The sequence below is a fragment of the Acidovorax sp. JHL-9 genome, from assembly GCF_000426205.1.
GTDB lineage: Bacteria > Pseudomonadota > Gammaproteobacteria > Burkholderiales > Burkholderiaceae_C > Acidovorax > Acidovorax soli.
This window is the reverse complement of the sequence record NZ_AUEX01000012.1, coordinates 43,281-69,022: the sequence shown is the minus strand read 5'-3', so window position 1 is coordinate 69,022 and position 25,742 is coordinate 43,281. Positions and strand designations below refer to the sequence as shown.

The following is a 25,742-nucleotide window of genomic DNA, read 5'->3' as shown; positions in this document are numbered from 1 at the left end:
AGCTTAATAAGGGTAAACACGGATGCTCCCTGTGTCCTGCGCCCGTCCGCGCAACCCGCATGCGGGGGGGGCGCGGGCATGGTTTTTCAGCGATAGCTGCGCGCGTCTTCAATGACGCGGCCATCGTTGGGCAGGGAGCCTGGGGCCACCATCTGCACCTCGCTGCGCAGCTTGGTCACCTCGCGCACCACGTCAGCGAGCTGGCGCGCAAAGCCCTCGGCGGTTTCGTGCGTCTCGACCTGCAGCACCATCTGGTCGCTGGCCATCTCGCCGCTCACCACCAGCCGGGCCCGCAGCACCTGCGGAAACCGGCGCGCGATGGCGGCGACCTGCGCTGGGTGCACGAACATGCCGCGCACCTTGGTGGTCTGATCGGCGCGCCCCATCCAGCCCTTGATGCGGGTGTTGGTGCGGCCGGTGGGGCAAAAGCCGTGCAACACGGCGGAGAGATCGCCGGTGCCAAAACGGACCAGCGGATAGTCGGGGTTCAGGGTGGTCACCACGATTTCGCCCACCTCGCCCTCGGGCACCGGGTCTCCCGTGCCGGGGCGCACGATCTCGACGATCACGCCTTCGTCCAGCACCAGGCCTTCGCGCGCCGCGGTTTCGTAGGCAATCAGGCCCAGGTCGGCCGTGCCGTAGCATTGGTAACCAGCGATGCCGCGTTCGGCGAACCAGTCGCGCAGCGACGGCGGAAAGGCTTCTGCCGACAGCAGGGCCTTGGTCACGCTGGGCAGGGGCTGTTGGAGTTCGGCGGCTTTTTCAAGGATCAGCTTGAGAAAGCTCGGTGTGCCGATGTAGCCCGCCGGGCGCAGCTCGGCCATGGCCTGCACCTGCTGCTCGGTCTGGCCGGTACCGCCCGGAAACACCGTGCAGCCCAGTGCATGGGCGCCGTTTTCCATCATCGAGCCGGCTGGCACGAAGTGGTAGCTGAAGCAGTTGTGGGCCAGCTCGCCGGCGCGAAAACCGGCGGCGTACAGCGCGCGCGCCATGCGCCAGTAGTCGCGGCGAGTGCCCTCGGGCTCGTAGAGCGGGCCGGGGCTGGAGAAAACGCGCGGCATGGCAGCGCCGAAACCAATGGTGGCAAATCCGCCAAAAACGTTGTCGGCGCGCCCGGCCTGCTGGCGCTCCTGAAGCTCGTGCTTGCGCGTGACCGGCAGGCGCGCAAGGGCCTCGCGGCTGGTGACGCTGGCCGCATCCACGCCTTGCAGGATCTGCCCCAAGGCGGCCGAATGGCGCTGCGCATGGGCGATCTGGGCAGGCAGGGCCGCCATCAGTTGGGCTTCGCGTTGTGCCGGGTCGCGGGTTTCCAGGGCGTCGTAGAACGTGCTCATGCGAAGGGTCCTAGTGCAGTAAATTTGAATGAAATATTCCGCCAGCGCTTATCTATCAAGCGCGAGTAGCTATGAATTCAGGCGTTTTCGGCATGGTGTTGGTTGCGGAGTCGGCGTCTTAAACTGGCGCTGCGCCAATCCCAGCGCACCCGTGGAACCGGCTTTGCCGGGCCACCGGGTGCGTCCCCCTTCGGGGGAAGGCGCGCAGCGCCACAGGGGGCATCACAGCGTGCATGTCAAGCCAGCCAGCGCTTGCGGCGCTTGTAGCTCTTGACGTCCTTGAAGCTCTTGCGCTCGCCGCCGCCCACGCCCAGGTAGAACTCCTTGACGTCCTCGTTGTTGGCCAGATCGGTGGCGGCGCCGTCCATCACCACGCGGCCGCTTTCCATGATGTAGCCGTAGTCGGCATATTGGAGTGCCATGTTGGTGTTCTGCTCGGCCAGCAGGAAGGTCACCTTCTCCTTGGCATTGAGGTCTTTCACGATGTTGAACACCTCCTCCACGATCTGCGGCGCCAGCCCCATCGAGGGCTCGTCGAGCAGCACCACGCTGGGATTGGCCATGAGGGCGCGGCCGATGGCGCACATCTGCTGCTCGCCGCCCGAGGTGTAGGCTGCCTGCGAGGTGCGGCGCGTCTTCAGGCGCGGAAAGTAGTTGTAGACCTTCTCCAGGTTGGCCGCGACCTCGGCCTTGCTGGTGCGGGTGTAGGAGCCCGTCATCAGGTTCTCTTCGATGGTCAGGTGGGCGAAGCAGTGGCGGCCTTCCATGACCTGCACCACGCCGCGTTTGACCAGATCAGCGGGCGAGAGGTTTTCAATGCGCTCACCGCGCAGTTCGATGGAGCCCTTGGTGACTTCGCCGCGCTCGCCCTTGAGCAGGTTGGAGATGGCGCGCAGCGTGGTGGTCTTGCCGGCGCCGTTGCCCCCCAGAATCGCCACGATGGCGCCCTCGGGCACCTGCAGCGAGACACCCTTGAGCACGAGGATCACGTGGTTGTAGATGACCTCGATGCCGTTGACGTTGAGAACGATGTTTTGAGAGTCCATGGTGTTGCCTTCGCTGTGCCAATCGGGAGGGCTGTACTTGCAACCCTTTCGATTGGCGGCTGCCCGCAGGAGCAACCGCTGATCACTGGCCGTAAAAACTGTCGCTGCCCAGGCCAGGAACGCCGCGCAAGGGCCGCCCCGCCGCGCTGGCGTTGTCCCCCTTCCCGCAGCGCGAAGCGCTAAGAGAGAAGGGGGAAGGCGCGTCAGCGCCTCAGGGGGATGTCCTCAAGACTGGCAATCCCCCGCATCCCGGCGCGTCATCTTCTTGTCCGCCAGGTACTTGTCGGCACCCGCCTTGACCATGGGCTTCAAGATCTGCTCGTCGGCCTGGTACCAGTCGGACGAGAAGTTGAACTTCTTGCCATCCCAGGTGTGCACCCGTGCCCAGGTGGAGCCCATGTGGTCGGCGCAGCTGGTGGACAGCGGACGCATCAGGTCCTTGAAGCCCAGCGCATCCAGCTTCTTCTGGTCGAGGGACAGGTTCTCCATGCCCCAGCGCACTTGTTCGCCGGTCATGACCTTGCCCTTGCCGAAGCGCTCCTGTGCGCGGCGCACGGCCTCGACGGCCAGCATCTGGATGATCACGCCGCGGGTGTACAGCACCGAGCCCACTTCATCCTTGGGCCCCGTGCCCTGGCCCTTGTCGTGCACGTTCTTGAGGATGTCCTGGATGACCTTGGACTGCGTGCCGTAGCCGTTGAGCGCCAGCGCGTTGTAGCCCTTGGCACCTTCGCCCACATCGCGCACGTCGGGTTCGGCGCCGGCCCACCACACGCCGTACATCTTGTCGCGCGGGTAGCCCGTGGCCTGGGCTTCCTTCAGTGCGGTGGAGTTCATCACGCCCCAGCCCCACAGCAGCACGTAGTCGGGACGGCTCTGGCGCACCTGCAGCCAGGTGGCTTTCTGTTCCACACCGGGTGCGGTCACGGGCAGCATCTGCAGCTCGAAGCCATGCATCTTGGCGCGTTCCTGCAGCAGCGGGATCGGTTCCTTGCCGAACGGGCTGTCGTGGTACACGAGGGCGATCTTCTTGCCCTTGAGCTTGTCCAGCCCGCCGTTGGCCTTGCCCAGGTGCTGGATCAGGATGTCGGCGCCCGTCCAGTAGCTGCCCATGTAGGGGAAGTTCCATTTGAATGCCTGGCCGTCCTGCGCCACCGACAGGCCGTAGCCCAGCGTCATCAGCGGGATCTTGTCCACAGGGGCTTTTTCGGTCAGGGCGAAGGTGATGCCGGTGGCCTGGGGGTCGAACAGCGAGACGCCGGGCTTGCTCTTGAGGCGTTCGTAGCATTCCACGCCGCGGTCGGTGGCGTAGCCCGTTTCACACTCTTCAAAGGTGAGCTTGACGCCGTTGATGCCGCCGTCGCGCGCGTTGATCATCTTGATGTAGTCCTGCTTGCCGTTGGCCCATGGCACACCGTTGGGTGCATAGGGGCCGGTGCGGTAGGACAGCAGCGGGAAGAACTGCTCCTTGGCTTGCGCGAAGGCACTGGTCGTGACGGACGACGCGCCTGCGGCGACCACTGCGGCAGCGATCACGAGTTTCGAAAGCTTCATGGATGTCTCCTTTGGATGAATATGTTGAAGCACGGGGGAAAACCAGATGGACAGACAGTTAACGCGGCAATGCAGGCCGTCCGTATCGGGAATTGCGTGTAAGGGGTTTCCTCAAGGGCTGCACTCTCAGTGGGGGAACGGCCACAGGCGCAGCTTCTGCTTGGCGGTGGACCACAGTTTGGCCAGGCCGTGCGGCTCCACGATGAGGAACCAGACGATGAGGGCGCCAAAAATCATCAGTTCGGCGTGCGAGACCCCGGCGGTGGAGATCTCGATGCCAAACACGCCGAGGAGTGCGGGCAGGAACTGGTTGAGCACGATGGGCAGCACCACGATGAAGGCCGCGCCGAAAAATCCACCCATGATGGAACCCAGGCCGCCAATGATCACCATGAACAGCAGCCGGAACGAAATTTCCACCGAGAACGCGGCCGGCTCCCAGGCGCCCAGGTGCACAAAGGCCCACAGCGCGCCCGCCATGCCGATGATGAAGGAGCTCACGGCAAACGCGCTGAGCTTGGCGTACATGGGGCGGATGCCGATCACGGCAGCGGCCACGTCCATGTCGCGGATGGCCATCCATTCGCGGCCGATCGCGCCGCGCACGAGGTTCTTGGCCAGCAGCGCGACGATGACCAGCAGGGCCAGGCAGAACAGGTATTTGCTGGTGGCGCTGTCGATGGGCAGGCCCAGCACTTGCAGGTTGCTCACCGACACCGAACCCGAGTCGGAGTTGTTGGTGAACCACTTGATGCGCAGGAACATCCAGTCGCTGAAGAACTGCGCGGCCAGCGTAGCCACGGCCAGGTACAGCCCCTTCACGCGCAGGCTGGGCAGCCCGAACAGGATGCCGAAGAACGTGGCGCACAGCCCGCCCAGGATCAGCGCCGGGATCAGCGGCATGCCGGGGAAGCGCACGAAGAAGTTGTAGGCGCCATAGGCGCCCACGGCCATGAAGGCGCCCGAGCCCAGCGAGATCTGGCCGCAGTAACCGACCAGGATGTTCACCCCCAGGGCCGCCAGCGACATGATCACGAAGGGAATCAGGATGGCGCGGAAGATGTAGTCGCTGGCCAGCATGGGCACGGCGATGAAGGCAATGGCCAGGATGATGCCGATGGCGAGGCGGTCCTGCGCGATCGGGAAGATCTGCTGGTCGGCGCGGTAGCTGGTCTTGAACTGGCCGTTTTCGCGGTAGAGCATGGAAGTCTCCTGTGTTCTTGTTGTTATGGGTTAAGTGCGATCGATGATCTTTTGCACGGGGGCGCACCTGCGGTGCCACGCGGCGCCTTCGGCTCCGCTGACAACGCGCGATGCGCGTTGTGCCTCCTTCGAAAAATCACTGCTCTCGTATTTCATACGCGATCAATGATTTTTTCGCCGAACAACCCCTGGGGGCGGAACAGCAGGAACACCAGCGCCAGCACATACGCAAACCAGATCTCGATGCCCCCGCCCACATACGGGCCCAGGTACACCTCGGAGAGCTTCTCGCCCACGCCGATGATCAGCCCGCCGATGATGGCGCCGGGCACGGACGTAAGGCCCCCCAGGATCACCACCGGCAGCGCGCGCAGCGCCACGGTGGTCAGCGAGAACTGCACCCCGAGCTTGCTGCCCCAGATCATTCCGGCCACCAGGGCCACGACGCCGGCCACGCACCACACGATCACCCAGATGCGGTTGAGCGGGATGCCGATGGATTGCGCCGCCTGGTGGTCGTCGGCCACGGCGCGCAGGGCGCGGCCGGTGGAGGTCTTCTGGAAGAACACCGACAGCAGGGCGACCAGCGCAGCGGCAATGGCGGCGGCGATCACGTCTTCCTTGTTCACCAGGATGCCGCCCTGGAAGATGCTTTCCAGCATGAAGATCGGGTCCTTGGGCATGCCCACGTCGATCTTGTAGATGTCGCTGCCGAACAGCGTCTGGCCCAGGCCTTCCATGAAGTAGGTGATGCCCAGCGTGGCCATGAGCAGCGTGGCGCCCTCCTGGTTCACCAGGTGGCGCAGCACCAGCCGCTCGATCAGCCAGGCCACCACGAACATGATGGCACCCGCGATCACGAAGGCCGCGAGATTGGCCACGATGGGATTGTCGATGCCGGTCCACTTCGGAATCCATTCGGCAAAGCGCGCCATGGCCAGCGCCGCGAACAGCACCATCGCGCCTTGCGCAAAGTTGAACACGCCCGAGGCCTTGTAGATCAGCACGAAGCCCAGCGCCACCAGGGAATACAGCATGCCGGCCATGAGGCCGCCGATGAGGGTTTCAAGAAAGAATGCCATGTGTGTTCTCCGGCCTTCAGTGGCTGGTGCCCAGGTAGGCACTGATCACGTCTTCGTTGTTGCGCACTTCATCCGGGGTGCCGTCCCCGATCTTCTTGCCGTAGTCGAGCACGACCACGCGGTCCGAGATGTCCATCACCACGCCCATGTCGTGTTCGATCAGAACGATGGTGGTGCCAAACTCGGCGCTCACGTCCAGGATGAAGCGGCACATGTCCTGCTTTTCCTCGACGTTCATGCCTGCCATCGGTTCGTCGAGCAGCAGCACCTGCGGCTCCATGGCCAGCGCCCGGCCCAGGTCCACGCGCTTTTGCAGGCCGTAGGGCAGCTGGCCCACGGGGGTCTTGCGGTGCGCCTGGATCTCGAGAAAGTCGATGATGTGCTCGACAAACTCGCGGTGGCGGATTTCCTCGCGCTCGGCCGGTCCGATGCGCAGCGCCTGCAGCAGCAGGTTGCTTTTGATCTTGAGGTTGCGGCCGGTCATGATGTTGTCGATCACGCTCATGCCCTTGAACAGCGCCAGGTTCTGGAAGGTGCGCGCCACGCCCATCTCGGCCACCTGGCGCGAGTTCATGTGGGCAAAGGTCTTGCCCCGGAAGGTGATCGAGCCTTCGGACGGCGTGTACACGCCGTTGATGCAGTTGAGCATCGAGCTCTTGCCGGCGCCGTTGGGGCCGATGATGGCGCGGATCTCGTGCTCGCGCACGTTGAACGAGATGTCGGTCAGCGCCTTCACGCCGCCGAACCGCAGGCTGATGTTCTTGACGTCCAGGATGACGTCGCCAATCTTTTTCTGGGTCATGGGCTGCTTTCCGGTGTCTCAGGCACTGACCTTGGCAGGCGCATGGATCTTGGCGTCGAGAATCTTGAGCGTGGCGCTCACGCTGCCGGTGCGGCCATCCTCGAACTTGACCTGGGTTTCGATGAACTGCTCGGCCTTGCCCGTGTAGAGCGCGTCCACCAGCACGGCGTATTTCTCGGCAATGAAATTGCGGCGTACCTTGCGGGTGCGGGTGAGCTCGTCGTCGTCGGGATCCAGCTCCTTGTGCAGCACCAGAAAGCGCGCCACCTGGGTGTCGGCCATGCCGGCCTCGGCCGCCAGGTCGGCGTTGACCTGGGCAATGCAGCCCGCAATCAGCTGCAGCACCTGCGGCTTGGAGGCCAGGTCCACGTAGCCACCGTAGGGCAGGCCCTGGCGCTCGGCCCAGTTGCCCACGGCCTCGTAGTCGATGTTGATGAAGGCGCAGACCTGGTCGCGGTGGTGGCCGAAGCACACCACCTCCTTGATCTGCGGGAAGAACTTGAGCTTGTTCTCGATGTAGTTGGGCGCAAACATGGCGCCCGTGTTGAGCTTGCCCACATCCTTGGCACGGTCGATGATGCGCAGGTGCCCGTCGTCATCGAGCACGCCGGCATCGCCGGTGTGGAAGTAGCCGTCGGCATCGATCACCTCGGCGGTGGCGTCCGGGCGCTTGTAGTACTCCTTGAGTACCGACACGCCCTTGACCAGCACCTCGCCGTTGTCGGCAATCTTGAGCTCGATGCCCGGTGCGGCCTGGCCCACGGTGTTGAGCTTGACCTGGCGGTTCTTCTGGATGCACACGTAGGCGCAGGTCTCGGTCTGGCCGTAAAGCTGCTTGAGGTTGATGCCGATCGAGCGGAAGAAGCGGAACAGGTCGGGGCCGATGGCGGCGCCGGCGGTGTACGCCACGCGCAGGCGCGACAGGCCGAGCACATTGCGCAGCGGCCCATAGATGGCAATGTCGCCCAGGCGGTAGAGGATGCGGTCCGACAGCGCCACGGGCTTGCCGTCCAGGATGTCGGAACCCACCCGGCGGGCCAGGTTCATGCACCGGGCATAGAGCCAGCGTTTCGCGGGCGCCGCGTCTTCCATGCGGATGGAGACCGAGGTCAGCATGCCCTCGAACACGCGCGGTGGCGCGAAATAGTAAGTGGGGCCGATTTCGCGCAGGTCGATGTTGACGGTGCTGGCCGACTCGGGGCAGTTGATGGTGAAGCCCGCCACCAGCCATTGCGCCAGCGAGAACAGGTGGTCGCCCACCCAGGCCGGGGGCAGGTAGGAGATGACGTTGTCGCTGGGGTTCAGTCCATCGACCTCTGCCCCGCCTTGCGCCGATGCGATGAAGCTGGCGTGGGTCTGGCACACGCCTTTGGGCTTGCCGGTGGTGCCCGAGGTGTAGAGGATCACCGACACATCGTCGGGCTGGTTCCTGGCCACCATGGCATCCCAGGCGCCGGGGTGCGCGCGGTCCCATTCGGCGCCCAGGGCCAGGAGCTTTTCGGTGCTGATCAGGCCGGGCTGATCGTAGTCGCGCAGGCCGCGCGGGTCGTCGTAAATGATGTGCGCGATGCCGGGCAAGGTCTCGCGTACTTCCAGCAGCTTGTCCACCTGCTCCTGGTTTTCGGTGAAGACAAACCGGACCTCGGCGTCTTCCATCACGAAGGCCATCTCGGATGCCACGGCATCCTGGTACAGGGGAATGGGAATACCGCCCAGGCTTTGTACGGCAATGAAGCCCATGTAGAGGTGGGGGCGGTTGTCGCCCACCAGCGCGAGGTTCTGGCCCCGCTCCAATCCGAGGGCTGCCAGGCCGCAGGCCATGTGGCGCACGGTTTCGGCAGCCTCCTGCCAGCTCCAGGTTTGCCAGATGCCGTATTCTTTTTCGCGCAGCGCCGGGGCCGTGGGGCGCTCGGCGGCATGCTGGAGCAGCAGTTGCGGGAACGTGGTCTTCATTCCGGTTCCTAAATTTTGGTGGTGTCAGCCCGGTGGCTGCCGGGCAGCGCTGCAGGTTGGGGCAGTGCATTGGGTTCCATGCTAGGACGGGCTTTGACGCTGGCATGTCTTTCGGACGACAATTTGCGGGAAAGTCCTCATGGGGTTGAACCCTTGTTGCCCGGTCCAACGAAAGCAACCGACTCTGCATCGCCCCGAAGACACGCGCATGACCCACGATCTGTCCCTGCACCAGCGCCGCCGTCCGCCCACCGCGGCAGAACTGGACGATATCCCGTGGCTGGCCCCGCTGCTGCCCGCAGAACGCGAGCGCGCCGTGGACGCACTGCGGGTGGGGGACGCGAAAGCGGGGGACTATGTCTGCCGTCTCGGGCGGCCGGTGACCTACTGGTTTGGCGTGGTCGAGGGCCTGCTCAAGATGAGCAGCGACAACGCCCAGGGCCAGACCATGACCTTCACCGGCGTGCCGCCTGGCGGCTGGTTTGGCGAGGGTACCGCGCTCAAGCGCGAGCCCTACCGCTACAACATCCAGGCCCTGCGCAAGAGCGTGGTGGCAGGGCTGCCGATCGACACCTTTCACTGGCTGCTGGACCATTCCATCGGCTTCAACCGCTTCGTGATGAACCAGCTCAACGAGCGCCTGGCCCAGTTCATTGCCGCGCGCGAGATCGACCGGCTGAACAACCCCGATGTGCGCGTGGCGCGCAGCCTGGCCTCGCTGTTCAATCCCGTGCTCTACCCCGGCGTGGGCGAGGTGCTGCGCATCACGCAGCAGGAGCTGGCCTATCTGGTGGGGCTGTCACGCCAGCGGGTCAACGAGGCCCTGGCGGCGCTGGAGCGGCAAGGGGCCATTCGCATCGAATATGGCGGGCTGCGGGTGCTGGATCTGTGCGCCTTGCGGTCCAGCATCTTTCAGATGAAAGAAGCGGGGTAGCTGTCGCATTGCGCGGCCTTTGCGGGCCGGTGATTTTCTGGCCTGGCAGGCGCGCCAGGCTCAGCGCCATGGGGCAGCCTGGCTTGGCAGGCGAAAATACGCCCCATGTCTTCTTCCCGCCCCCGCCCGCCTGCCGGCCCCGCTGCTGCCCCCGCCTCCGATGCGGGCGGCCCACCCGCTTCTGTGCCTGCGGCGCCCGCCGCCGCCCCCGCGCGCGCCGTGCTGCGCCGCCCCACCGTGGCGGCCAAGGCGGCGCCTGCCCGGCCCGCACCGCCACCCCGGCCTTCCAGAGGGCCTGCGCCGCCCAACTACCGCACGGCGTCGGGCCCGTTTGTCGCGCCGGTGCGCCAGGCGCCCGTGCGGGCAGCCCCTGTGGTTGCTGCCAACGGGCTGGTCACGTCCCGGCTGAACAAGCGCATGGCCGAGCTGGGCCTGTGCTCGCGCCGCGAGGCCGACGACTGGGTGGAGCAGGGCTGGGTCAAGGTCAATGGCGTGGTGGCGACCATGGGCCAGCAGGTCACGGCCGCCGACCGCATCGAGGTGGACAAGGTCGCCCAGGGCTTTCAGGAGCAGCGCGTCACCATCCTGCTGCACAAGCCCATGGGCTATGTCAGCGGCCAGGCCGAGGATGGGCACACCCCCGCCGTGGCACTGATCAACCCGCGCACGCACTGGCGCGATGACCCCAGCCGCATCCGGTTTTCGCCGCCGCAGCTGCGCGGGCTGGCGCCCGCCGGGCGGCTCGATATCGACTCGGTGGGCTTGCTGGTGCTGACACAGGACGGCCGCGTGGCCCGCCAGCTGATTGGCGAGGACTCCACGATCGACAAGGAATACCTGGTGCGCGTGGTCTATGAAGGGCCCGGCCAGGCCGCGCCCCGGCACCCCGACGAGCGCAGCGCGCCGCTGCAGGAAATCAACGAACGCGACCCCGTCCGCACCAACGTACAGGCGGTGTTTCCGCCCGAGTTGCTGGCGCGCCTGCGCCACGGCCTGAGCCTGGACGGCCAGCCGCTCAAGCCGGCCAAGGTCGAGTGGCAGAACCCCGAGCAACTGCGCTTTGTGCTTACCGAAGGCAAGAAGCGCCAGATCCGCCGCATGTGCGAGCAGGTCGGCCTCAAGGTGGTGGGGCTCAAGCGCATCCGCATGGGCCGCGTGGTGCTGGGCAACCTGCCTGTCGGGCAATGGCGCTACCTGGCGCCGGGCGAGCGGTTCTGATGCGGTGAAGGCTGCAAAAAAGTGAGCTGATGGCGCATGCCATTGGGCGGTTCCAGAGGGAAATCGCCCCTTCAGGTAAAAGCGTCACGCGCTCTCTTTTTTGATAGCGCTCCCGGCCGCGCTGTGTGCCAGGTGGCGTTCCAGTCCTCGGCCCCCGGCCCGCATGAGCTGGTTGTGGTTCCAGCGCAGTAGCGGCTGCGTCAGCGGTGCGAGGTGGTTCAGCCAGACGCCGGTCGTGTGCACCTGCCAGTCGAAGCAGACGGTGGTCTGCCCCTGGGCATGGCCCAGGCGGCAGCGGCCCATGCCCACGAGGTCGCCACAGCTCCGCCCCTCGATCAGCTGCTGCGGGCTGATGTGCGTGACCCGGGCGGTGAAGCGCAGGTGCAGGGGCAGGGCGCCGCGGCAGGTGTAGCGCCGCAGGGCGCCCAGGCCCTGGGCATCGCCGGGCTCCAGGGGCACGCAGTCCATGCCTGGCCACCAGGTCGACCAGTGCTCCGCATCGACGATGGCGTTCCATACGGCGTCCAGCGGTGCGTCAAAGCCCCACCGCGTGGTCAGGCGGTAAACGGTGGCGGAAGGTGCGCGCATGCGGGGCGAATGCTCAGGGGGTGAAGAAACGCTCGGGAAATCGCACGTCGATTTGCGCATCGCCCATGTCCACGCTCTCCAGCAGGCCCGCGTTGGCCGCGAAGCTGTCCACCCGCAGCGGGAACAGGGTGTCGCGGGCCAGCCATACCCGATAGCGCTGCACCGCGCCCGCGCCGCCGCCAGGCGGCCCGGTGATGTCCAGGGCGGTCGCCGGTCGGCCGGCCCACTCCGCCGTGTCCGGTGGCGACATGCTGCCGCGTTGGCGCAGCGCCAGCATGTTGCCCAGCAGCACGCCCACATCCGAGCGATCGACGCGGTGGCCGTGCGGGTTGTGCAGCAGCGGATGGTCCGGCGCCAGGTCCAGCGCCGGCCAATGGCCCAGGCCGAAGGGCCACAGCCGCACGCGCCGGGTGTCCGGGGCATAGACCAGCATGGCACCCCGGTGCGGCTGCTCGAATTCCATGCGCACCCATCCTGGCTTGCGGTAGAAGTAGCGGATCACCTCCTGCACGCCCACGCCATGGGTGGAGCGCAGCGTGACCTGGTAGCTCTGCAGTGCGCCAAAGCGGGCTTCGGCGTCGGTCAGCGGGTCGGCCATGCCATGCGCGGGCCGCGTGGTGGGTGGAGGTCGGTGCGGGGCTCAGTCTTCCTGCCCGCTCGATAGCAGGCTCCGGTAGATCAGGGCGCCAATGGCCGCACCCACGAGGGGGGCCACCCAGAAAACCCAGAGCTGGCCCATGGCGATCTCGGGGCCGAACACGGCCACGCCGGTGGAGCGTGCGGGGTTGACGGAGGTGTTGGTCACGGGAATGGAAATCAGGTGAATCAAGGTCAGGCACAGGCCGATGGCCAGGCCGGCGAAGCCGCTCGCGGCCCGTCGCGCCGTGGCGCCCAGGATCACGATGAGGAAGATGGCCGTCAGCACCACCTCGATCACCAGCGCCGACACCAGCCCGTACCCGCCGGGCGAATGCGCGCCATAGCCGTTGGTGGCAAAGCCGCCCAGCTCGGCGCCGGGCTTGCCGGTGGCCACCGCGTACAGCACCGCACCTGCGGCGATGGCGCCCAGCACCTGGGCAATGGCATAGCCGGGCAGTTCCGACGCCTTGAAGCGCCCGCCCACCACCAGACCCAGCGAGACGGCCGGGTTGAAATGCCCGCCCGAGATCGGGCCGAGCGCGTAGGCCCCGGTGAGTACCGTCAAGCCAAAGGCGAGCGCCACACCATGAAAGCCGATGCCCAATTGCGGAAAGGCAGCGGCCAACACCGCGCTGCCGCAGCCGCCAAAGGTGAGCCAGAACGTGCCGATGAATTCGGCGGACCATTTCTTGACGTTGCTGTCCATGGTGATACTCCCTGGAAGAAAAGTGTGGTGGCGGTATTGGCGGCAGCCAGCTCTGCTTTCGCAGAACCGCACCACAATAACCCTAAATGTTGAAAAAGACGAGCGATGGCCTCATTTGGCAATGAATTGTCAAACGTTGCACCCATCCTGAGCCCGTGCGGCCCGGTGGGTGGGAGGCCGTCTGGCACACCGGCCCTGGCGCGCTATGGATAATTTGCCCCGCGCCCCCAGCTACGGGCCGTTCCCCTTTTTCATTGATGGCACCAGAAACCGACACCATGAGCAAACAAACCCTGTCTTTCCAGGCCGAAGTGGCCCAGTTGCTGCACCTTGTCACCCATTCGCTGTATTCCAACCAGGAAATCTTCCTGCGCGAGCTGGTCTCCAACGCCTCCGACGCCTGCGACAAGCTGCGCTTTGAAGCGCTCAACGACAACGCCTTATATGGAGACGCACCCAACCTCGAAGTGCGGGTCACCTTCGACAAGGCAGCCAGGACGCTGACCATCACCGACAACGGTATCGGCATGAGCGCGCAGGAGGCCATCGACCACCTGGGCACCATTGCCAAGAGTGGCACCAAGGACTTCATGGGCAAGCTCTCGGGTGACCAGAAGCAGGATGCCCAGCTCATCGGCCAGTTTGGCGTGGGCTTCTACTCGGGCTTCATCGTGGCCGACAGGATCACCGTGGAATCGCGCCGGGCGGGCCTGAAGGCCGAAGACGGCGTGCGCTGGACCAGCGGCGGCAGCGGCGATTTCGAGGTCGAGACCATCACCCGCCCCGCGCGCGGCACCAGCGTCATCCTGCACCTGCGCGACGACGCCGAGGAATACCTCAATGCCTGGAAGCTCAAGCAGGTCATCGCCAAATACTCCGACCACATCAGCCTGCCCATCCTGATGGAAAAGGAAGAGTGGAAAGACGGCGAGCTCATCAACCCCAATGACGAAAACGGCGGCCGCCAGCCCGGCGGCATGGTCAAGACCGGCGAATGGGAAACCATCAACAAGGCCAGCGCCCTGTGGACCCGTCCCAAGAAGGACGTGACCGACGAGCAGTACGCCGAGTTCTACAAGACCATCAGCCACGACCACGAGGCCCCGCTGACCTGGGCGCACAACCGCGTGGAAGGCAACACCGAATACACGCAGCTGCTCTACATCCCCGCCAAGGCCCCGTTCGATTTGTGGAACCGCGACAAGAAGGCCGGCGTGAAGCTGTATGTGAAGCGCGTCTTCATCATGGACGACGCCGAGGCGCTGATGCCCAGCTACCTGCGCTTCGTCAAGGGCGTGATCGACTCGGCCGACCTGCCGCTCAACGTGAGCCGCGAGCTGCTGCAGGAAAGCCGCGACGTGCGCGCCATCCGCGAGGGCAGCACCAAGCGTGTGCTGAGCATGCTGGAAGACCTGGCCAAGCACGACCGGCATGACACCACGCAGAATGCCGATGGCGTGACCGATGTGGTCGATGCCGACGACAAGGCCAAGGAAGGCAAGTACACCGCGTTCTACAGCGAGTTTGGCGCCGTGCTGAAGGAAGGCCTGGGCGAAGACTTCGGCAACCGCGAGCGCCTGGCCAAGCTGCTGCGCTTTGCCAGCACCAGCAGCGACACCCCCACTGTGGGCTTTGCCGACTACAAGGCGCGCATGAAGGAAGGCCAGGAGGCCATTTACTACATCACGGCCGACACCCTGGCGGCCGCCAAGAACAGCCCGCAGCTCGAAGTCTTCAAGAAGAAGGGCATCGAGGTGCTCTTGATGACCGACCGCGTGGACGAGTGGGCGCTGAACTACCTGCACGACTTTGACGGTACGCCGCTGCAAAGCGTGGCCAAGGGCGCGGTGGACCTGGGCAAGCTGCAGGACGAAGCCGAGAAGAAGGCCGCAGAAGAAGCCGCCGAAGCCTTCAAGCCCGTGCTGGCCAAGCTGAAAGAGGCGCTCAAGGACAAGGCCGAGGACGTGCGCGTGACCTCGCGCCTGGTGGATTCGCCCGCCTGCCTGGTGGTGCAGGACGACGGCATGAGCACCCAGCTCGCCCGCATGCTCAAGCAGGCCGGCCAGCAGGCCCCCGAAACCAAGCCGGTGCTGGAGGTGAACCCCGAGCACGCGCTGGTGAAAAAGCTCGACGGCAGCGTGCACTTCCACGACCTGGCGCACATCCTGTTCGACCAGGCCTTGCTGGCCGAAGGTGGCCTGCCCGAGGACCCTTCGGCCTACGTCAAGCGCGTCAACGCGCTGCTGGCGTAAGCCGCACCGCGCAAAGCCTGGCCATGCTGACCTTCTCGCGAGCACTGCCCTGCGTCGCACTGGTGCTGGCCGCCATGCTGTCGGGATGCGGCTCGGTGGGCGCCGGCGTGGGCATTGGCATCCCCGTCGGCCCCGTCTCCGTGGGCGTGGGGGTGGGCAGTGGCGGGGTCAGCGCCGGCGTGGGCGCCGGCGCCGGGCCGTTGGGCGTGGGTGTCGGCGTCAACCAGCGCGGGCAGGTGGTGGGCGGCGCGGGCGTTGGTGCATCCACCGGCGTGGGCGGCGCCCGCGTTGGTGCAGGCGTGGGCACATCGACCGTGCTGCATGACCCGCAGCGGCCTGCAGCGGCCCCCGATATCCCCGCCGACGCACCCGCGCCAGCGCCCGACCTTGACCAGATCCAGTGGCGCGACTCCAGCGGCCGGATCGTGCCTGCCTGCAGGGTGCACGGGGGCTGCTGAAGCAGCCAGCGCTGCAGGTATCCCCTAATGGCATGGGGCGCCGCGTTCCCCCAACATCGTCTCCTTGATGACACAAACGGAGACGGCACATGAAGACCACAACCTTGCTGGCTACCCTGGCCCTGGCCCTGGGTGCCACCGGGCTCGCGCAGGCGCAAACCGGCGCCGCTGCCAACAACTACCCCAGCCGACCCATCACCCTGGTGGTGCCGGCTGGCGCAGGCGGCGGCACGGACGTGGTGGCGCGCGTGCTGGCGGACCAGCTGGGCAAGCGCCTGGGCCAGGCCGTGGTGGTGGACAACAAGACCGGCGCATCCGGCATGCTGGGCACCCAGGCCGTGGCCCGCGCCGCGCCCGATGGCCATACGCTGCTGGTGGCCTATTCCACGCCGGTGTTCTATGTCCACCACATGTTTGCCAAGGTGCCCTACGACATCCGCAAGGACTTCGAGTTCATCACCCAGCTGGCGTCCACCAGCCTGGTGATGATGGTCAACGCCAACGTGCCGGTAAAAAACATGAAGGAATTCATGGCCTGGGCGCAGCAAAACAAGGGCAAGGTCAACTACGGCTCCTACGGCCAGGGCTCGGCGGGCCACCTGATGAGCGCCTACCTGAGTGATTCGCGCAAGCTGGACATGACCCACGTCGCCTACAAGAGCGAGGCGCCGCACATCCAGGACCTGGCGGGCGGCGTGGTGCCCTGGGGCCTGGGCACCATCGCCGCGGCCCAGGGCGTGATCAAGGACCAGCGCGTGCGGCCGATCGCCATCTTTGGCCCCCGGCGCCTGGCCGACATGCCGGACGTCGCCACCATGGCCGAGCAGGGTTTCCCTGACGCCGAATTCAACACCGTCGCCTGGTTCACCCTGCTGGCACCCGCCGGCACGCCCAAGCCCATCTTGCAGCGGCTGGAAAAAGAGACGGTGGAAATCATCCATTCCACCGCCATGAAGGCGCGCTTCCAGGTCTTTGGCCTGGAGGGCGTGCCAGGCGGGTCGGATCAGTTCCGCAAAGACTTCGATGCCGTGGAACCGGTGATCCAGAAGCTGGTGAAAATCTCCGGCGCCAAGATGGATTGATTGCGGCGGGTTTTCAGGCGGCCAGCGGGTCATCCCGCGCGGCCGCTATCTGCTCGCACAGCATGTCCATCTGGCTGCACCAGTATTCGCTGTCGCCGAATCAGGGGGAGTTGCGCGAGAAGTTCGGGTCGGTCCAGCGCCGCGCCAACCGAGAGTCATGGTGGACCAGGCACAGCGTGCGCAGGGGCGCGACGGGCGCTAACAGCTATCGCAGATAGCGCGCGCAGAGTCCCGGTGGAGTTGGACTCCTCTGGGGTTTTTTAACGCGCTGGCGCTTGCTTTCGACCCAGTGCAGCCATCCGAATTTTTGTTCCTATGCCTGGTCTGCAGCGATTGCTGTCATTGGTCAACGGCTGCTTTCCGGAGTTCAACTTCAAAGTTTTTCTGACTCGACGTTGGTTATTATTGGCGACAGATCAGTCTTGATAACTGGAAAAACCTTGTGGTAACCAAATTCTAAGGTGTGCCTAAATTTCATTTAAGCACACCAAATATTGCCGAAGATAATGTGTTGATTGTTTGCTACTTTCGATTGAGAATCCTTTCGGAGCACTCAATAAAACTACGTAGTGTAGGTGGGTAGTAAGTTGGATTCCATATCAAGATTGCAGGTGCAAGCACTTTATCGCCTCTAATTTTTACGAATTTCACGCCGTACACACGCGAGCGAGCCAGTGTGCTGGGCACAACGGAAACACCCAGGCCTTTTGCGACCATGGCCACAATAGTCAACCATTGACGGGCCGCATGAGCAATTTTTGGATGTATCCCGGCACGAGAGAAAATGGCAATCACGTTGTCATAGTTTGCAGGAGCTACATCCCGGGAAAACATCACAAAACGTTCATGGGCCAATTGTTTTAGTTCAATTGAATCGCGCTGCGCTTTGGCATGATCTTCGGGCAAGCAGATTACAAATTCATCTTCACCCATGGGCAGAGATGCCAACTGAGGTGGAACCGTAGAGGCATTCACAAACCCGGTATGAATCTGGCCGCGCAGTAGCTCATTAACCTGGTCTGCGCTGGACATCTCTCTGAGCACCACATCCACGTCAGGCATTTCTGCATTGAATCGCCTCACAATGTCCGGAACCTCCCGGTAGATCAGCGAACCAGTTACACCAATCTCAAGTCGTCCACGCATCCCTCTTGCGACGATTTTTGCCACATTCGAAGCCCGAGCCACCTGTTCCAAAATCTGGCGCGCTTCTTCCAGGAATGCCTCGCCGGCTTGGGTCAGCTCGACATGCTTGCTATCGCGAATCAAGAGCTGAACATCTAGCTCCTCTTCCAGAGACTTGATGGCGCTGCTCAAGGGCGGTTGAGTCATCGCGAGCTTGCTGGCTGCCCGCCCGTAATGCAACTCTTCAGCCAGGACGACAAAGTAGCGAAGAAAGTGAAGCTTCATGGGTGCAGCAACCTAGATGTGACGAGTGCAGATTATTTGTCAACAATTCTCAAAAAGAATTGCTCTAGCCAAAAACAGGATTGGACGCGAATGATTGCGAAAGGGAAGATGGGGGTGCATCGATTGACGAGACGATGCCCATTCCAACGACAACCGGAGACGCATCATGAAAAATTTGCCTCGTGCCCTGACCCTGGTGGCCAGCTTGTTGGCTGCTTCCGCGGCGATAAGCCAGACCTACCCTAATGCACCGGTCACGATGGTCGTGCCGTTTGCTGCTGGAAGCGGCACGGATTCCGTGGCACGCATTGTTGCCAAGAAACTCGGTGAGCGCCTGAATCAACCTGTGGTGATCGACAACCGAGCAGGTGCCAATGCGCAGATTGGTGCCCAGTTTGTGGCGAAAGCCAAGCCTGACGGTTACACCTTGTTCATGACGACCAACACGTCGCACTCAGCCAATCCCAGTCTGGTCCTCAATCTCAAGTATGACCCGATCAAAGACTTCACTCCGGTCGCCCGTGTGGGCGAACTTCCGTTCGCGTTGGTAGTGAATAAAAACGATCCCGCCAAATCGCTAAAAGGGTGGATCGATCAGGCCAAGGCCAACCCCGGAAAATTTTCTTATGCCACGCCGAACAGTACATCGCTGGTGGCCTCTGAAACCATCAAGCGGATGGCCGGCCTGGATGTTATGGGGGTCCCCTACAAATCGAGCCCGCAGGCCCTCACTGATTTGATCGGCGGGTCCGTGCAAATGTATGTCGTGGATCTGGGATCTGGCATGGGCATGATCAATGCGGGCAGCGTCCGGGTTCTGGGGGTCACCACGAAAGAGCCGCTGAAGTCGATGCCCGATGCAGTGCCCATCGCCAGGGAAGTCCCAGGATTTGACTTGACATCCTGGAACGGAATTTTCGGCCCCGCTGGCATGCCCAAGCCTGTCGTGGACAAGTTGAACTTGGAACTTCAAGAGGTTCTGGCAGACAAGGAAGTGCAAAAAGCGCTGAGCCTGCTGGGCTTTGAAACCTGGCCGACCAAGACGCCAGAGGAGTTTGCCAAATACGTGACGGACCAGCTGGCTCACTGGGGCACCCTCATCAAGCAGGCCGGTATCCGTCCGGAATAAACATGACGGCTCAGTATTCAGCTTCCACCTCCGGTCCGCTGGCAGGTGTGAAGATTCTCGACCTGACATCTGTCGTCATGGGGCCTTTTGCGACCCAGATCCTTGCCCAATTGGGCGCAGACGTCATCAAGGTGGAGACCCCGGAAGGCGACAACATGCGCCACGTGGGGCCCATGAAGCATGCCGGCATGGGTCCCATCTTCCTGCATGCCAACGCAGGTAAGAGAAGCATTGTCCTGGACCTCAAACATCCGGAAGGCCGCGAGGCGGCCCTGAAGATGGCGGAAGGTTGCGATGTGTTCATCAGCAATGTTCGACCTCAGGCGTTGACTCGCCTGGGGATGGAGTACGAAGCCGTGCGTCAGCGCAACCCGCGCATCATCCACGTAAGTTGCTGCGGATTTGATCAGGACGGCCCCGATGCCGCCCGGCCCGCTTACGACGACCTGATCCAGGGTGCCACCGGCGTTCCGTGGCTGATGAGGCAATACGGATCACCCGATCCCACTTATGTTCCAACCACGTTGGCAGACCGCGTGACAGGCTTGCACACTGTTTACGCCGTCACGGCTGCGTTATATGCCCGCAGCCAATCAGGCGTGGGACAGGCCGTGGTGGTGCCCATGTTTGAAGCCATGGCTCAGTTCATTCTGGGGGACCACATGGCTGGCCTGACCTTCGATCCACCGATTGGAAAACCCGGCTACGCCCGACTGCTGACGCCACACCGCAAGCCGTACCTCACCAGCGATGGCATGTTGTGTGTCCTGATCTACAACGATAAACACTGGAAAAGTTTTTTTGAAGCCATAGGCGAGACCGAGGGACTCGCGCGTGATCCACGCTTTTCTACGCACAGCGCGCGGGCGGCCAACATCGATGAGGTGTATGCCGAAGTCGCTCGCCTCATGCGCACCCGCACCACTGCGCAATGGCGCTCACTGCTGGACGCCGCCGACGTACCCAACATGCCGATGAACAGTCCGGAGGACCTGCTGGTCAATCCACAACTTCGTGCCACGGGGTTTGTCAGCGACATGGCTCATCCGACAGAGGGACCCATGCACACGCTTGCTCATCCAACGAAGTGGTCGGCCACGCCACCCGCGCGGAGCTTTTCACCTGCGCCACGGTTAGGTGAACACACCCGGCAACTCCTGGAAGAAGCCGGCTACACCCCTGAGCGCATCAACGCCCTGCTCGAGCAGGGCGCTTGCCGAATTGACACCTGAAAGGAATAACAACATGCAACCAAGTTACCTGGTCCGCGCTGCCGATGTGCCGGCTTATCAGCCCGCCAATCACCATCACACCCAGAATCAACGGCTGATTGGCCCCGAGACCGTCGGCGCCCAACAAATGGAAGTGTTGATGGGAACGCTGCATAAGGGTGGTGGGGCCTTGCCCCATGCCCATCCTGGCATTGAGCAAGCATGCTACCTGCTGGAAGGCACCGCCCATGTTGAGGTGGCCGGCCAGTCTTTCGACATGGCACCAGGCGATACCTGTTTTTTCCCGGCCGATCAGATGCATGTCTTCACCGTCACCAGTGACACCCCTGTGAAGCTCCTGGTGATGTACAGCCCACCCTACTGCGAATCGCCTGACAAGGTGATTCGCCCCGGCAACACCATTTCGAACGGATCCACCGAATGAATTTCGCCCGTACCCCTGAACAGGAACAAATCCGCGACGCCATTGAACGTGTTTGCGTACCCTTCGATGCGGACTACTGGTTGCGCAAAGACCAGGAAGGCGGATTTCCTGATGATTTTCACCATGCGCTGGCCGAGTCTGGCTGGCTGGGTATCGCCATGCCCGAGGCGTATGGCGGTGCAGGTTTGGGCATCAGTGAGGCGGCGCTCATGATGCATACGATTTCTGCAACAGGTGCCGGTTTGTCCGGTGCCTCTGCGGTTCACATGAATATTTTTGGCCTGCACCCTGTGGTGGTATTCGGCACTGACGAACAAAAGCAGCGCTGGTTGCCACCGCTGATTGCAGGCACGGATCGGGCCTGCTTCGGCGTGACCGAACCCAATACCGGTCTCAACACCCTGAAGCTCAAGACGCGTGCTGTGCGTGATGGCGATCACTATGTCGTACACGGCCAGAAAGTCTGGATCAGCACAGCCCAAGTGGCCAACAAGATATTGTTGCTGGCGCGCACTACCCCGATCGAAGAATGCAAGGGTACGGAAGGACTGAGTCTGTTCTACACCGATATGGATCGCAGCAAGGTAGAAGTCCGTGAAATTGAAAAATTGGGTCGCAAGTGCGTTGACTCCAATCAGGTGTTCATTGATGGTCTGCGCATTCCTGTGGAAGACCGTGTTGGGGAAGAAGGCAAAGGCTTTAGCTACATCCTGCATGGCCTGAACCCGGAGCGAATCTTGATCGCCAGTGAGGCTGTGGGCCTTGGTCGCGCAGCACTCAAACGCGCCGCAGGTTATGCCAATGAGCGCGAAGTGTTTGGTCGCCCGATTGGTCAAAACCAGGGCATACAGCACCCACTGGCAAAATCTTGGATGGAGCTGGAAGCAGCCGAATTGATGGTTCAGAAAGCAGCATGGCTTTATGACCAGCATTTGCCGTGTGCGGCAGAAGCCAACAGCGCCAAGTACCTTGCCGCAGAAGCTTGCTACCACGCTTGCGAGAACGCCATCTTCACCCATGGCGGTATGGGCTATGCCAAGGAATACCACGTGGAACGCTATCTGCGTGAGTCCTGGATTCCCCGTTTGGCACCCGTGAGCCCTCAACTCATCTTGTGCTTCATTGCTGAAAAAGTGTTGGGTCTGCCCAAGTCCTACTGAGTCAAGGAGAGCCACATGCCAATGAGCTGGCAAAACCTGGAAGTGGCCGCTGTCAGCCTTGAGCGGTCCGATCTTCGCGAGCTCATTGCCGCTTTTAGCCGGATCCCCCTCCCAAGTCTCACCCCACCAGCGGCTCCTCCTGCATCGCCTCGATCTGCTCGTGCAGCATGTCCACCTGGCCTTTCCAGTAGTCGCTGCTGCCGAACCACGGGAAGTTGATGGGGAAGATCGGGTCTTGCCAGCGGCGGGCCAGCCAGGCGCTGTAGTGGATCAGGCGCAGGGTGCGCAGCGGTTCGATGAGGGCCAGCTCGCGGCGGTCGAAGGGGCGGAACTGCTCGTAGCCGTCGAGCAGGGCGCCGAGCTGGTGGGTGCGCTGGCGCCGGTCGCCCGACAGCAGCATCCACAGGTCCTGCACGGCGGGGCCCATGCGGGCGTCGTCCAGGTCCACGAAGTGCGGGCCGCCGCGGCCCCAATCGTCGAGCGGGGTCCAGAGGATGTTGCCGGGGTGGCAGTCGCCGTGCAGGCGCAGCGGGGTGGCGTCTTGGAGGCCAAAGGGGCCTGCGGCGTTGGTATCGCCTGCGCTGCCAGCAATCAAATCAAGCGCTTTGTCGCAAGCGTTGCGCCAGGCCGATTGCACGTCGAGCGGGATCAGGTCGTGCGCCAGCAGCCAGTCGCGCGGCTCGGTGCCGAACTGGGCAAGGTTGAGCGCGGGGCGGTGGGTGAAGGGCCGCGCTGCGCCCACGGTGTGGATGCGCGCCAGAAAGCGGCCAATCCATTCGAGCACCTCGAAATCGTCCAGCTCGGGCTGGCGGCCGCCGCGCCAGGGGCTGACCGAGAACATGAAGCCGCCGTGCGGGTGCAGCGTGCGCCCGTCCCGCACCAGCGGCCCCACGGCGGGCACCTCGGCGGCCATGAGGTCGGCGGCGAAGGCGTGTTCTTCGAGGATCTGCGCCTCGCTCCAGCGGCCGGGGCGGTAGAACTTGGCGACCACGCGTTCGCCGTCTTCCAGCGTGACCTGGTAGACGCGGTTTTCGTAGGATGACAGCGCCATCAGCCGGCCATCCCCATACAGGCCCACGCTGGCCAGCGCGTCGAGCACGGCGTCGGGGGTCAGGGTGGCAAAGGGGTGCGCACCAGGCGCTTCGGGGGAAATGTGCATCGGGCCATTGTCGCCCGGCTGCAGTGGCCCCACCGCGGGCATGGCAGGGCGCCTGGCATGCCCGGAATCTTGGATGAATGGACTCTGCCACCCGGTGGCATTGCGCAAGAAGCTCTATTTTTAATAGGAAAAGACGGGTGGATACAGCCGCCCCGTTGGGGCTTACTCGCTGTATTCGCGTGCCAGCTGGGCAAAGGGCAGGGCCTGCTTGACCAGGATGACGGTACAGGGCGCGTCGCGGGCCACGCGCATGGGCACGGTGGCGATGAAGCGCTGGGTCTGCAGCCCATGCGTGGCGGCGCCCAGGATCATCATGCTGACCTGGTTGCCCTCGGCGTAGCGCACCAGCGCCTGGGCCACGTCGCCCGCTTCGAGGACGTGGTAGCTCACGCTGTGGCCCGCCAGGTCGAGCGGTTCGGCCCATTGCCTGAGCCGGGCGCGGTGCTGGCGGTGCAGCGCGGTTTCGCTGTGTTCGCTGTCGGTGCTGCTGCTGGCCGAGGGCGAGATCACGGTGACGCAGGCCAGCCGCGCACCCGGGCGGATGCCCAGCGAGCGCCCCACGGCCTGGCGCAGCGAATACAGGGTGGCATCGGTCACGTCGTCGTGCGGCACGGCCACCATGACGATGGGCACTTCTTCGATCTGGCGCGTGGGCAGCGGGCTGGGCTGGTAGTGCATGCCGGCGGCCTTGATCCAGCGCTTGAAGTGTGTGCGTGCGCCCGGGCCGCGCTGGCGCTGGCCGCGCTCGGTGATGGGCACCTGGTCGGGGTGGGCCAGGTCGAAGGCCAGGTGCGCGGCCGAGGGGTGGCGTTTGGCGGCCTCGGGCTCCAGGCAGCGCAGGATGGTTTCCTGCAGCCATTCGGGCAGGTCGGGGCGGTGCTGGCGCGGCGGCACGGGCGACATCCACAGGCGCTGGCGCAGGCCGCCTGGCGTGGTGGGCGCGCCAAAGGGCAGCTCGCCCGTGGCCAGTTCGTACAGCATGACGCCGATGGCAAAGATGTCGCTGCGCGGGTCGCCGCGCACGCCCACCACCTGCTCGGGCGCGATCCAGGCGGGCGAACCCACGGCGCGGCGCAGCTCTTCGGCCAGCAGGTCGGGGTAGTGGGCGTGGCACGACAGGCCAAAGTCGAGCAGCACGGCATGGTCGTCGTGGGTGAACAGCACGTTGCCGGGTTTCAGGTCGAGGTGGCAGACGTTCTGCTGGTGCAGGCTGTGCGCGGCACGCCCCATGGCGGCGCCCAGGCGGGCGATGGTTGCCACGCCGGGCCGCCCGGCCATGTCCAGCCAGTGCTGCAGGGTGCGGCCCGTCAGGTATTCCATGACCAGGTAGGGCAGGCGCTCCAGGTCGCCCGCGGCAACAAAGCGTGGCACATGGGGGCCGGTGAGCACGGGCAGGATCTGCAGCTCGACCTCGAAGCTGACGATGTTCTCGGCGCCGTCGCCCGCCGTCATGCGCGGGATCTTCATGGCCAGCGGAAACCCCGGGTTGGGCGCGCCCACCGCGTATTCCACGCGGTAGATATGGGCCATGCCGCCCGAATGGATGCATTCGAGTACGGTGAAGCCATCGATTTCGGTGCCGGGTTCGAGCAGCTTCATCGGCCGGCCTCCAGCCGCAGGGCAAAGTAGTCGGGCATGGCACTCGTGGCCCGAATGGCGGCGGCAGCGGCGGCATGGTCGTAGGGCACGCGCTCAAAGCGCAGCAGCCAGGCGTCGGTGTCGAGCAGTGCGTACATGGCGCGCGGGTCACCGTCGCGCGGCTGGCCCACCGAGCCGATGGTGGCCACCCATTGCCGGCGTGGCGCCACCGGAATGGCCACGCCTGGCTGGGGCGCAAAGCGCATGAGCCCCCGCCCGGTGCCACGGTAGTACAGCGTCTGCTGGTGCACATGGCCGCAGAACACATGGCGGATGCCGGGGCGCTGGGTGGCGGCGTCCAGGCACTGGCCCGCCACGGCTTCGTTGTCCACATAGCGCCAGCGCTCGGGCGCGTCGGCGCTGGCATGCACCAGCAGGACACCGCCCACCTCGGCGACGAGGGGCAGGCTGGCGAGAAAGGCGCGTTCCGGCGGCGTGAGCTGGTCGTGGGTCCAGCCGGCCCCATGGGCGGCCACGGTGCCGGCGGCCCGGTCACCTGGGGCCGGGGGCTGCACGGCCAGGGCGTCGTGGTTGCCACCGATCACGCAGTGGCCACCCGCCACCAGGGCCATGGCCTGCCGCACCACATAGCCGGGGTCGGCGCCATAGCCCACCAGGTCGCCCAGCCAGGCAAAGTGCTGCGCGCCCTGCGTGCGGGCGTGGTCCATGCAGGCGTCGAGCGCCTGGCGGTTGGAATGAATGTCTGACAGCAGCGCCAGCTTCATCGGTGCCTCCTTGA

The 25,742-nt window shown here is 64.3% G+C and carries 23 protein-coding genes and 1 pseudogene; 10 read left to right on the top strand and 14 right to left on the bottom strand.

What is annotated here, in order from left to right; all coding sequences use genetic code 11:
• Positions 1-86: 86 nt before the first annotated feature.
• From K225_RS0109755 to K225_RS0109745, 3 genes are all read right to left on the bottom strand, one after another.
• Positions 87-1,334: a phenylacetate--CoA ligase family protein gene (locus K225_RS0109755; protein ID WP_026436227.1), complete on the bottom strand. Its 1,248-nt coding sequence runs from the start codon at positions 1,332-1,334 to the stop codon at positions 87-89.
• A 236-nt stretch (positions 1,335-1,570) separates the two neighbouring features.
• Positions 1,571-2,380, bottom strand: a complete 810-nt coding sequence (locus K225_RS0109750) for an ABC transporter ATP-binding protein (protein ID WP_026436226.1) — start codon at positions 2,378-2,380, stop codon at positions 1,571-1,573.
• A 225-nt stretch (positions 2,381-2,605) separates the two neighbouring features.
• On the bottom strand, positions 2,606-3,934 hold the full coding sequence (locus tag K225_RS0109745) for an ABC transporter substrate-binding protein (protein ID WP_026436225.1): 1,329 nt from the start codon (positions 3,932-3,934) through the stop codon (positions 2,606-2,608).
• 92 nt (positions 3,935-4,026) lie between these two features.
• Here K225_RS0109745 and K225_RS22800 point away from each other — a divergent pair, with 92 nt between their 5' ends.
• Positions 4,027-4,140 (top strand): twin-arginine translocation signal domain-containing protein, encoded by a 114-nt coding sequence (locus K225_RS22800; RefSeq protein WP_369794851.1) that lies wholly within the window; start codon positions 4,027-4,029, stop codon positions 4,138-4,140.
• A gap of 19 nt (positions 4,141-4,159) precedes the next feature.
• On the opposite strand, the pseudogene K225_RS0109740 reads toward K225_RS22800, so the two are convergent.
• The 4 genes and pseudogenes from K225_RS0109740 to K225_RS0109725 form a co-directional block, all read right to left on the bottom strand.
• A pseudogene (locus K225_RS0109740) lies at positions 4,160-5,014 on the bottom strand (branched-chain amino acid ABC transporter permease); the annotation flags it as partial.
• A 275-nt stretch (positions 5,015-5,289) separates the two neighbouring features.
• Positions 5,290-6,219, bottom strand: a complete 930-nt coding sequence (locus K225_RS0109735) for a branched-chain amino acid ABC transporter permease (protein ID WP_026436223.1) — start codon at positions 6,217-6,219, stop codon at positions 5,290-5,292.
• Between the two features lie 16 nt (positions 6,220-6,235).
• Entirely contained in the window at positions 6,236-7,021 is a 786-nt protein-coding gene (locus K225_RS0109730) for an ABC transporter ATP-binding protein (RefSeq protein WP_026436222.1), read from the bottom strand.
• 18 nt (positions 7,022-7,039) lie between these two features.
• The gene (locus K225_RS0109725; RefSeq protein WP_026436221.1) at positions 7,040-8,974 is read right to left on the bottom strand and encodes a long-chain fatty acid--CoA ligase; all 1,935 of its coding nucleotides are present in this window, start codon (positions 8,972-8,974) and stop codon (positions 7,040-7,042) included.
• 208 nt (positions 8,975-9,182) lie between these two features.
• Here K225_RS0109725 and K225_RS0109720 point away from each other — a divergent pair, with 208 nt between their 5' ends.
• Both K225_RS0109720 and K225_RS0109715 read left to right on the top strand, forming a co-directional pair.
• Positions 9,183-9,908, top strand: coding sequence for a Crp/Fnr family transcriptional regulator (locus K225_RS0109720; protein WP_026436220.1), 726 nt, complete (start codon positions 9,183-9,185; stop codon positions 9,906-9,908).
• Positions 9,909-10,325: 417 nt separating this feature from the next.
• Complete coding sequence (locus K225_RS0109715) at positions 10,326-11,126, top strand: pseudouridine synthase (RefSeq protein ID WP_369794852.1); 801 nt, start codon at positions 10,326-10,328, stop codon at positions 11,124-11,126.
• 84 nt (positions 11,127-11,210) lie between these two features.
• Here K225_RS0109715 and K225_RS20670 read toward each other — a convergent pair whose 3' ends face one another.
• From K225_RS20670 to aqpZ, 3 genes are read right to left on the bottom strand one after another with little or no spacing between them, the layout of a single operon-like run.
• A complete protein-coding gene (locus tag K225_RS20670; RefSeq protein WP_034712291.1) occupies positions 11,211-11,714 on the bottom strand; it encodes an SRPBCC family protein in 504 nt (167 codons plus the stop codon).
• Between the two features lie 13 nt (positions 11,715-11,727).
• Positions 11,728-12,312, bottom strand: coding sequence for a hypothetical protein (locus K225_RS0109705; RefSeq protein ID WP_026436218.1), 585 nt, complete (start codon positions 12,310-12,312; stop codon positions 11,728-11,730).
• Between the two features lie 42 nt (positions 12,313-12,354).
• Positions 12,355-13,059 (bottom strand): aquaporin Z, encoded by a 705-nt coding sequence (gene aqpZ / locus K225_RS0109700; protein ID WP_026436217.1) that lies wholly within the window; start codon positions 13,057-13,059, stop codon positions 12,355-12,357.
• A gap of 278 nt (positions 13,060-13,337) precedes the next feature.
• Between aqpZ and htpG the strand changes: the two genes are divergently transcribed.
• The 3 genes from htpG to K225_RS0109685 all read left to right on the top strand — a co-directional run bounded on the left by htpG (position 13,338) and on the right by K225_RS0109685 (position 16,851).
• Positions 13,338-15,311: a molecular chaperone HtpG gene (gene htpG / locus K225_RS0109695; RefSeq protein WP_026436216.1), complete on the top strand. Its 1,974-nt coding sequence runs from the start codon at positions 13,338-13,340 to the stop codon at positions 15,309-15,311.
• A gap of 23 nt (positions 15,312-15,334) precedes the next feature.
• Positions 15,335-15,769 (top strand): hypothetical protein, encoded by a 435-nt coding sequence (locus K225_RS0109690; RefSeq protein WP_026436215.1) that lies wholly within the window; start codon positions 15,335-15,337, stop codon positions 15,767-15,769.
• Between the two features lie 89 nt (positions 15,770-15,858).
• Complete coding sequence (locus tag K225_RS0109685) at positions 15,859-16,851, top strand: tripartite tricarboxylate transporter substrate binding protein (RefSeq protein ID WP_026436214.1); 993 nt, start codon at positions 15,859-15,861, stop codon at positions 16,849-16,851.
• Between the two features lie 522 nt (positions 16,852-17,373).
• Here the strand turns inward: K225_RS0109685 and K225_RS0109680 are convergent.
• A complete protein-coding gene (locus tag K225_RS0109680; protein WP_026436213.1) occupies positions 17,374-18,261 on the bottom strand; it encodes a LysR family transcriptional regulator in 888 nt (295 codons plus the stop codon).
• Positions 18,262-18,427: 166 nt separating this feature from the next.
• On the opposite strand from K225_RS0109680, the gene K225_RS0109675 reads away from it, so the two are divergent.
• From K225_RS0109675 to K225_RS0109660, 4 genes are read left to right on the top strand one after another with little or no spacing between them, the layout of a single operon-like run.
• Entirely contained in the window at positions 18,428-19,390 is a 963-nt protein-coding gene (locus K225_RS0109675) for a tripartite tricarboxylate transporter substrate binding protein (protein ID WP_026436212.1), read from the top strand.
• 2 nt (positions 19,391-19,392) lie between these two features.
• Entirely contained in the window at positions 19,393-20,622 is a 1,230-nt protein-coding gene (locus tag K225_RS0109670; RefSeq protein ID WP_026436211.1) for a CaiB/BaiF CoA-transferase family protein, read from the top strand.
• Positions 20,623-20,635: 13 nt separating this feature from the next.
• Positions 20,636-21,046: a cupin domain-containing protein gene (locus tag K225_RS0109665; protein WP_026436210.1), complete on the top strand. Its 411-nt coding sequence runs from the start codon at positions 20,636-20,638 to the stop codon at positions 21,044-21,046.
• Entirely contained in the window at positions 21,043-22,206 is a 1,164-nt protein-coding gene (locus tag K225_RS0109660; RefSeq protein WP_026436209.1) for an acyl-CoA dehydrogenase family protein, read from the top strand. The genes K225_RS0109665 and K225_RS0109660 overlap by 4 nt, the downstream gene beginning before the upstream one ends.
• A 118-nt stretch (positions 22,207-22,324) precedes the next feature.
• On the opposite strand, the gene K225_RS0109655 is transcribed toward K225_RS0109660, so the two are convergent.
• The 3 genes from K225_RS0109655 to K225_RS0109645 form a co-directional block, all read right to left on the bottom strand.
• Positions 22,325-23,365, bottom strand: coding sequence for a serine/threonine protein kinase (locus K225_RS0109655; RefSeq protein WP_026436208.1), 1,041 nt, complete (start codon positions 23,363-23,365; stop codon positions 22,325-22,327).
• A 162-nt stretch (positions 23,366-23,527) separates the two neighbouring features.
• Positions 23,528-24,964: a bifunctional serine/threonine-protein kinase/universal stress protein gene (locus K225_RS0109650; protein WP_026436207.1), complete on the bottom strand. Its 1,437-nt coding sequence runs from the start codon at positions 24,962-24,964 to the stop codon at positions 23,528-23,530.
• Positions 24,961-25,728 carry a metallophosphoesterase gene (locus K225_RS0109645; protein ID WP_026436206.1) on the bottom strand — a complete coding sequence of 256 codons (768 nt, stop codon included), beginning with the start codon at positions 25,726-25,728 and terminating at the stop codon, positions 24,961-24,963. The genes K225_RS0109650 and K225_RS0109645 overlap by 4 nt, the downstream gene beginning before the upstream one ends.
• Positions 25,729-25,742: the final 14 nt, after the last annotated feature.

What these genes read in the sequence shown, in the direction of transcription:
- K225_RS0109755 (WP_026436227.1), bottom strand. Translation starts at nt 1,334, where the DNA reads ATGAGCACGTTCTACGACGCCCTGGAAACCCGCGACCCGGCACAACGC.
- K225_RS0109750 (WP_026436226.1), bottom strand. Translation starts at nt 2,380, where the DNA reads ATGGACTCTCAAAACATCGTTCTCAACGTCAACGGCATCGAGGTCATC.
- K225_RS0109745 (WP_026436225.1), bottom strand. Translation starts at nt 3,934, where the DNA reads ATGAAGCTTTCGAAACTCGTGATCGCTGCCGCAGTGGTCGCCGCAGGC.
- K225_RS0109735 (WP_026436223.1), bottom strand. Translation starts at nt 6,219, where the DNA reads ATGGCATTCTTTCTTGAAACCCTCATCGGCGGCCTCATGGCCGGCATG.
- K225_RS0109730 (WP_026436222.1), bottom strand. Translation starts at nt 7,021, where the DNA reads ATGACCCAGAAAAAGATTGGCGACGTCATCCTGGACGTCAAGAACATC.
- K225_RS0109725 (WP_026436221.1), bottom strand. Translation starts at nt 8,974, where the DNA reads ATGAAGACCACGTTCCCGCAACTGCTGCTCCAGCATGCCGCCGAGCGC.
- K225_RS0109720 (WP_026436220.1), top strand. Translation starts at nt 9,183, where the DNA reads ATGACCCACGATCTGTCCCTGCACCAGCGCCGCCGTCCGCCCACCGCG.
- K225_RS0109715 (WP_369794852.1), top strand. Translation starts at nt 10,326, where the DNA reads ATGGCCGAGCTGGGCCTGTGCTCGCGCCGCGAGGCCGACGACTGGGTG.
- K225_RS20670 (WP_034712291.1), bottom strand. Translation starts at nt 11,714, where the DNA reads ATGCGCGCACCTTCCGCCACCGTTTACCGCCTGACCACGCGGTGGGGC.
- K225_RS0109705 (WP_026436218.1), bottom strand. Translation starts at nt 12,312, where the DNA reads ATGGCCGACCCGCTGACCGACGCCGAAGCCCGCTTTGGCGCACTGCAG.
- aqpZ (WP_026436217.1), bottom strand. Translation starts at nt 13,059, where the DNA reads ATGGACAGCAACGTCAAGAAATGGTCCGCCGAATTCATCGGCACGTTC.
- htpG (WP_026436216.1), top strand. Translation starts at nt 13,338, where the DNA reads ATGAGCAAACAAACCCTGTCTTTCCAGGCCGAAGTGGCCCAGTTGCTG.
- K225_RS0109690 (WP_026436215.1), top strand. Translation starts at nt 15,335, where the DNA reads ATGCTGACCTTCTCGCGAGCACTGCCCTGCGTCGCACTGGTGCTGGCC.
- K225_RS0109685 (WP_026436214.1), top strand. Translation starts at nt 15,859, where the DNA reads ATGAAGACCACAACCTTGCTGGCTACCCTGGCCCTGGCCCTGGGTGCC.
- K225_RS0109680 (WP_026436213.1), bottom strand. Translation starts at nt 18,261, where the DNA reads ATGAAGCTTCACTTTCTTCGCTACTTTGTCGTCCTGGCTGAAGAGTTG.
- K225_RS0109675 (WP_026436212.1), top strand. Translation starts at nt 18,428, where the DNA reads ATGAAAAATTTGCCTCGTGCCCTGACCCTGGTGGCCAGCTTGTTGGCT.
- K225_RS0109670 (WP_026436211.1), top strand. Translation starts at nt 19,393, where the DNA reads ATGACGGCTCAGTATTCAGCTTCCACCTCCGGTCCGCTGGCAGGTGTG.
- K225_RS0109665 (WP_026436210.1), top strand. Translation starts at nt 20,636, where the DNA reads ATGCAACCAAGTTACCTGGTCCGCGCTGCCGATGTGCCGGCTTATCAG.
- K225_RS0109660 (WP_026436209.1), top strand. Translation starts at nt 21,043, where the DNA reads ATGAATTTCGCCCGTACCCCTGAACAGGAACAAATCCGCGACGCCATT.
- K225_RS0109655 (WP_026436208.1), bottom strand. Translation starts at nt 23,365, where the DNA reads ATGCACATTTCCCCCGAAGCGCCTGGTGCGCACCCCTTTGCCACCCTG.
- K225_RS0109650 (WP_026436207.1), bottom strand. Translation starts at nt 24,964, where the DNA reads ATGAAGCTGCTCGAACCCGGCACCGAAATCGATGGCTTCACCGTACTC.
- K225_RS0109645 (WP_026436206.1), bottom strand. Translation starts at nt 25,728, where the DNA reads ATGAAGCTGGCGCTGCTGTCAGACATTCATTCCAACCGCCAGGCGCTC.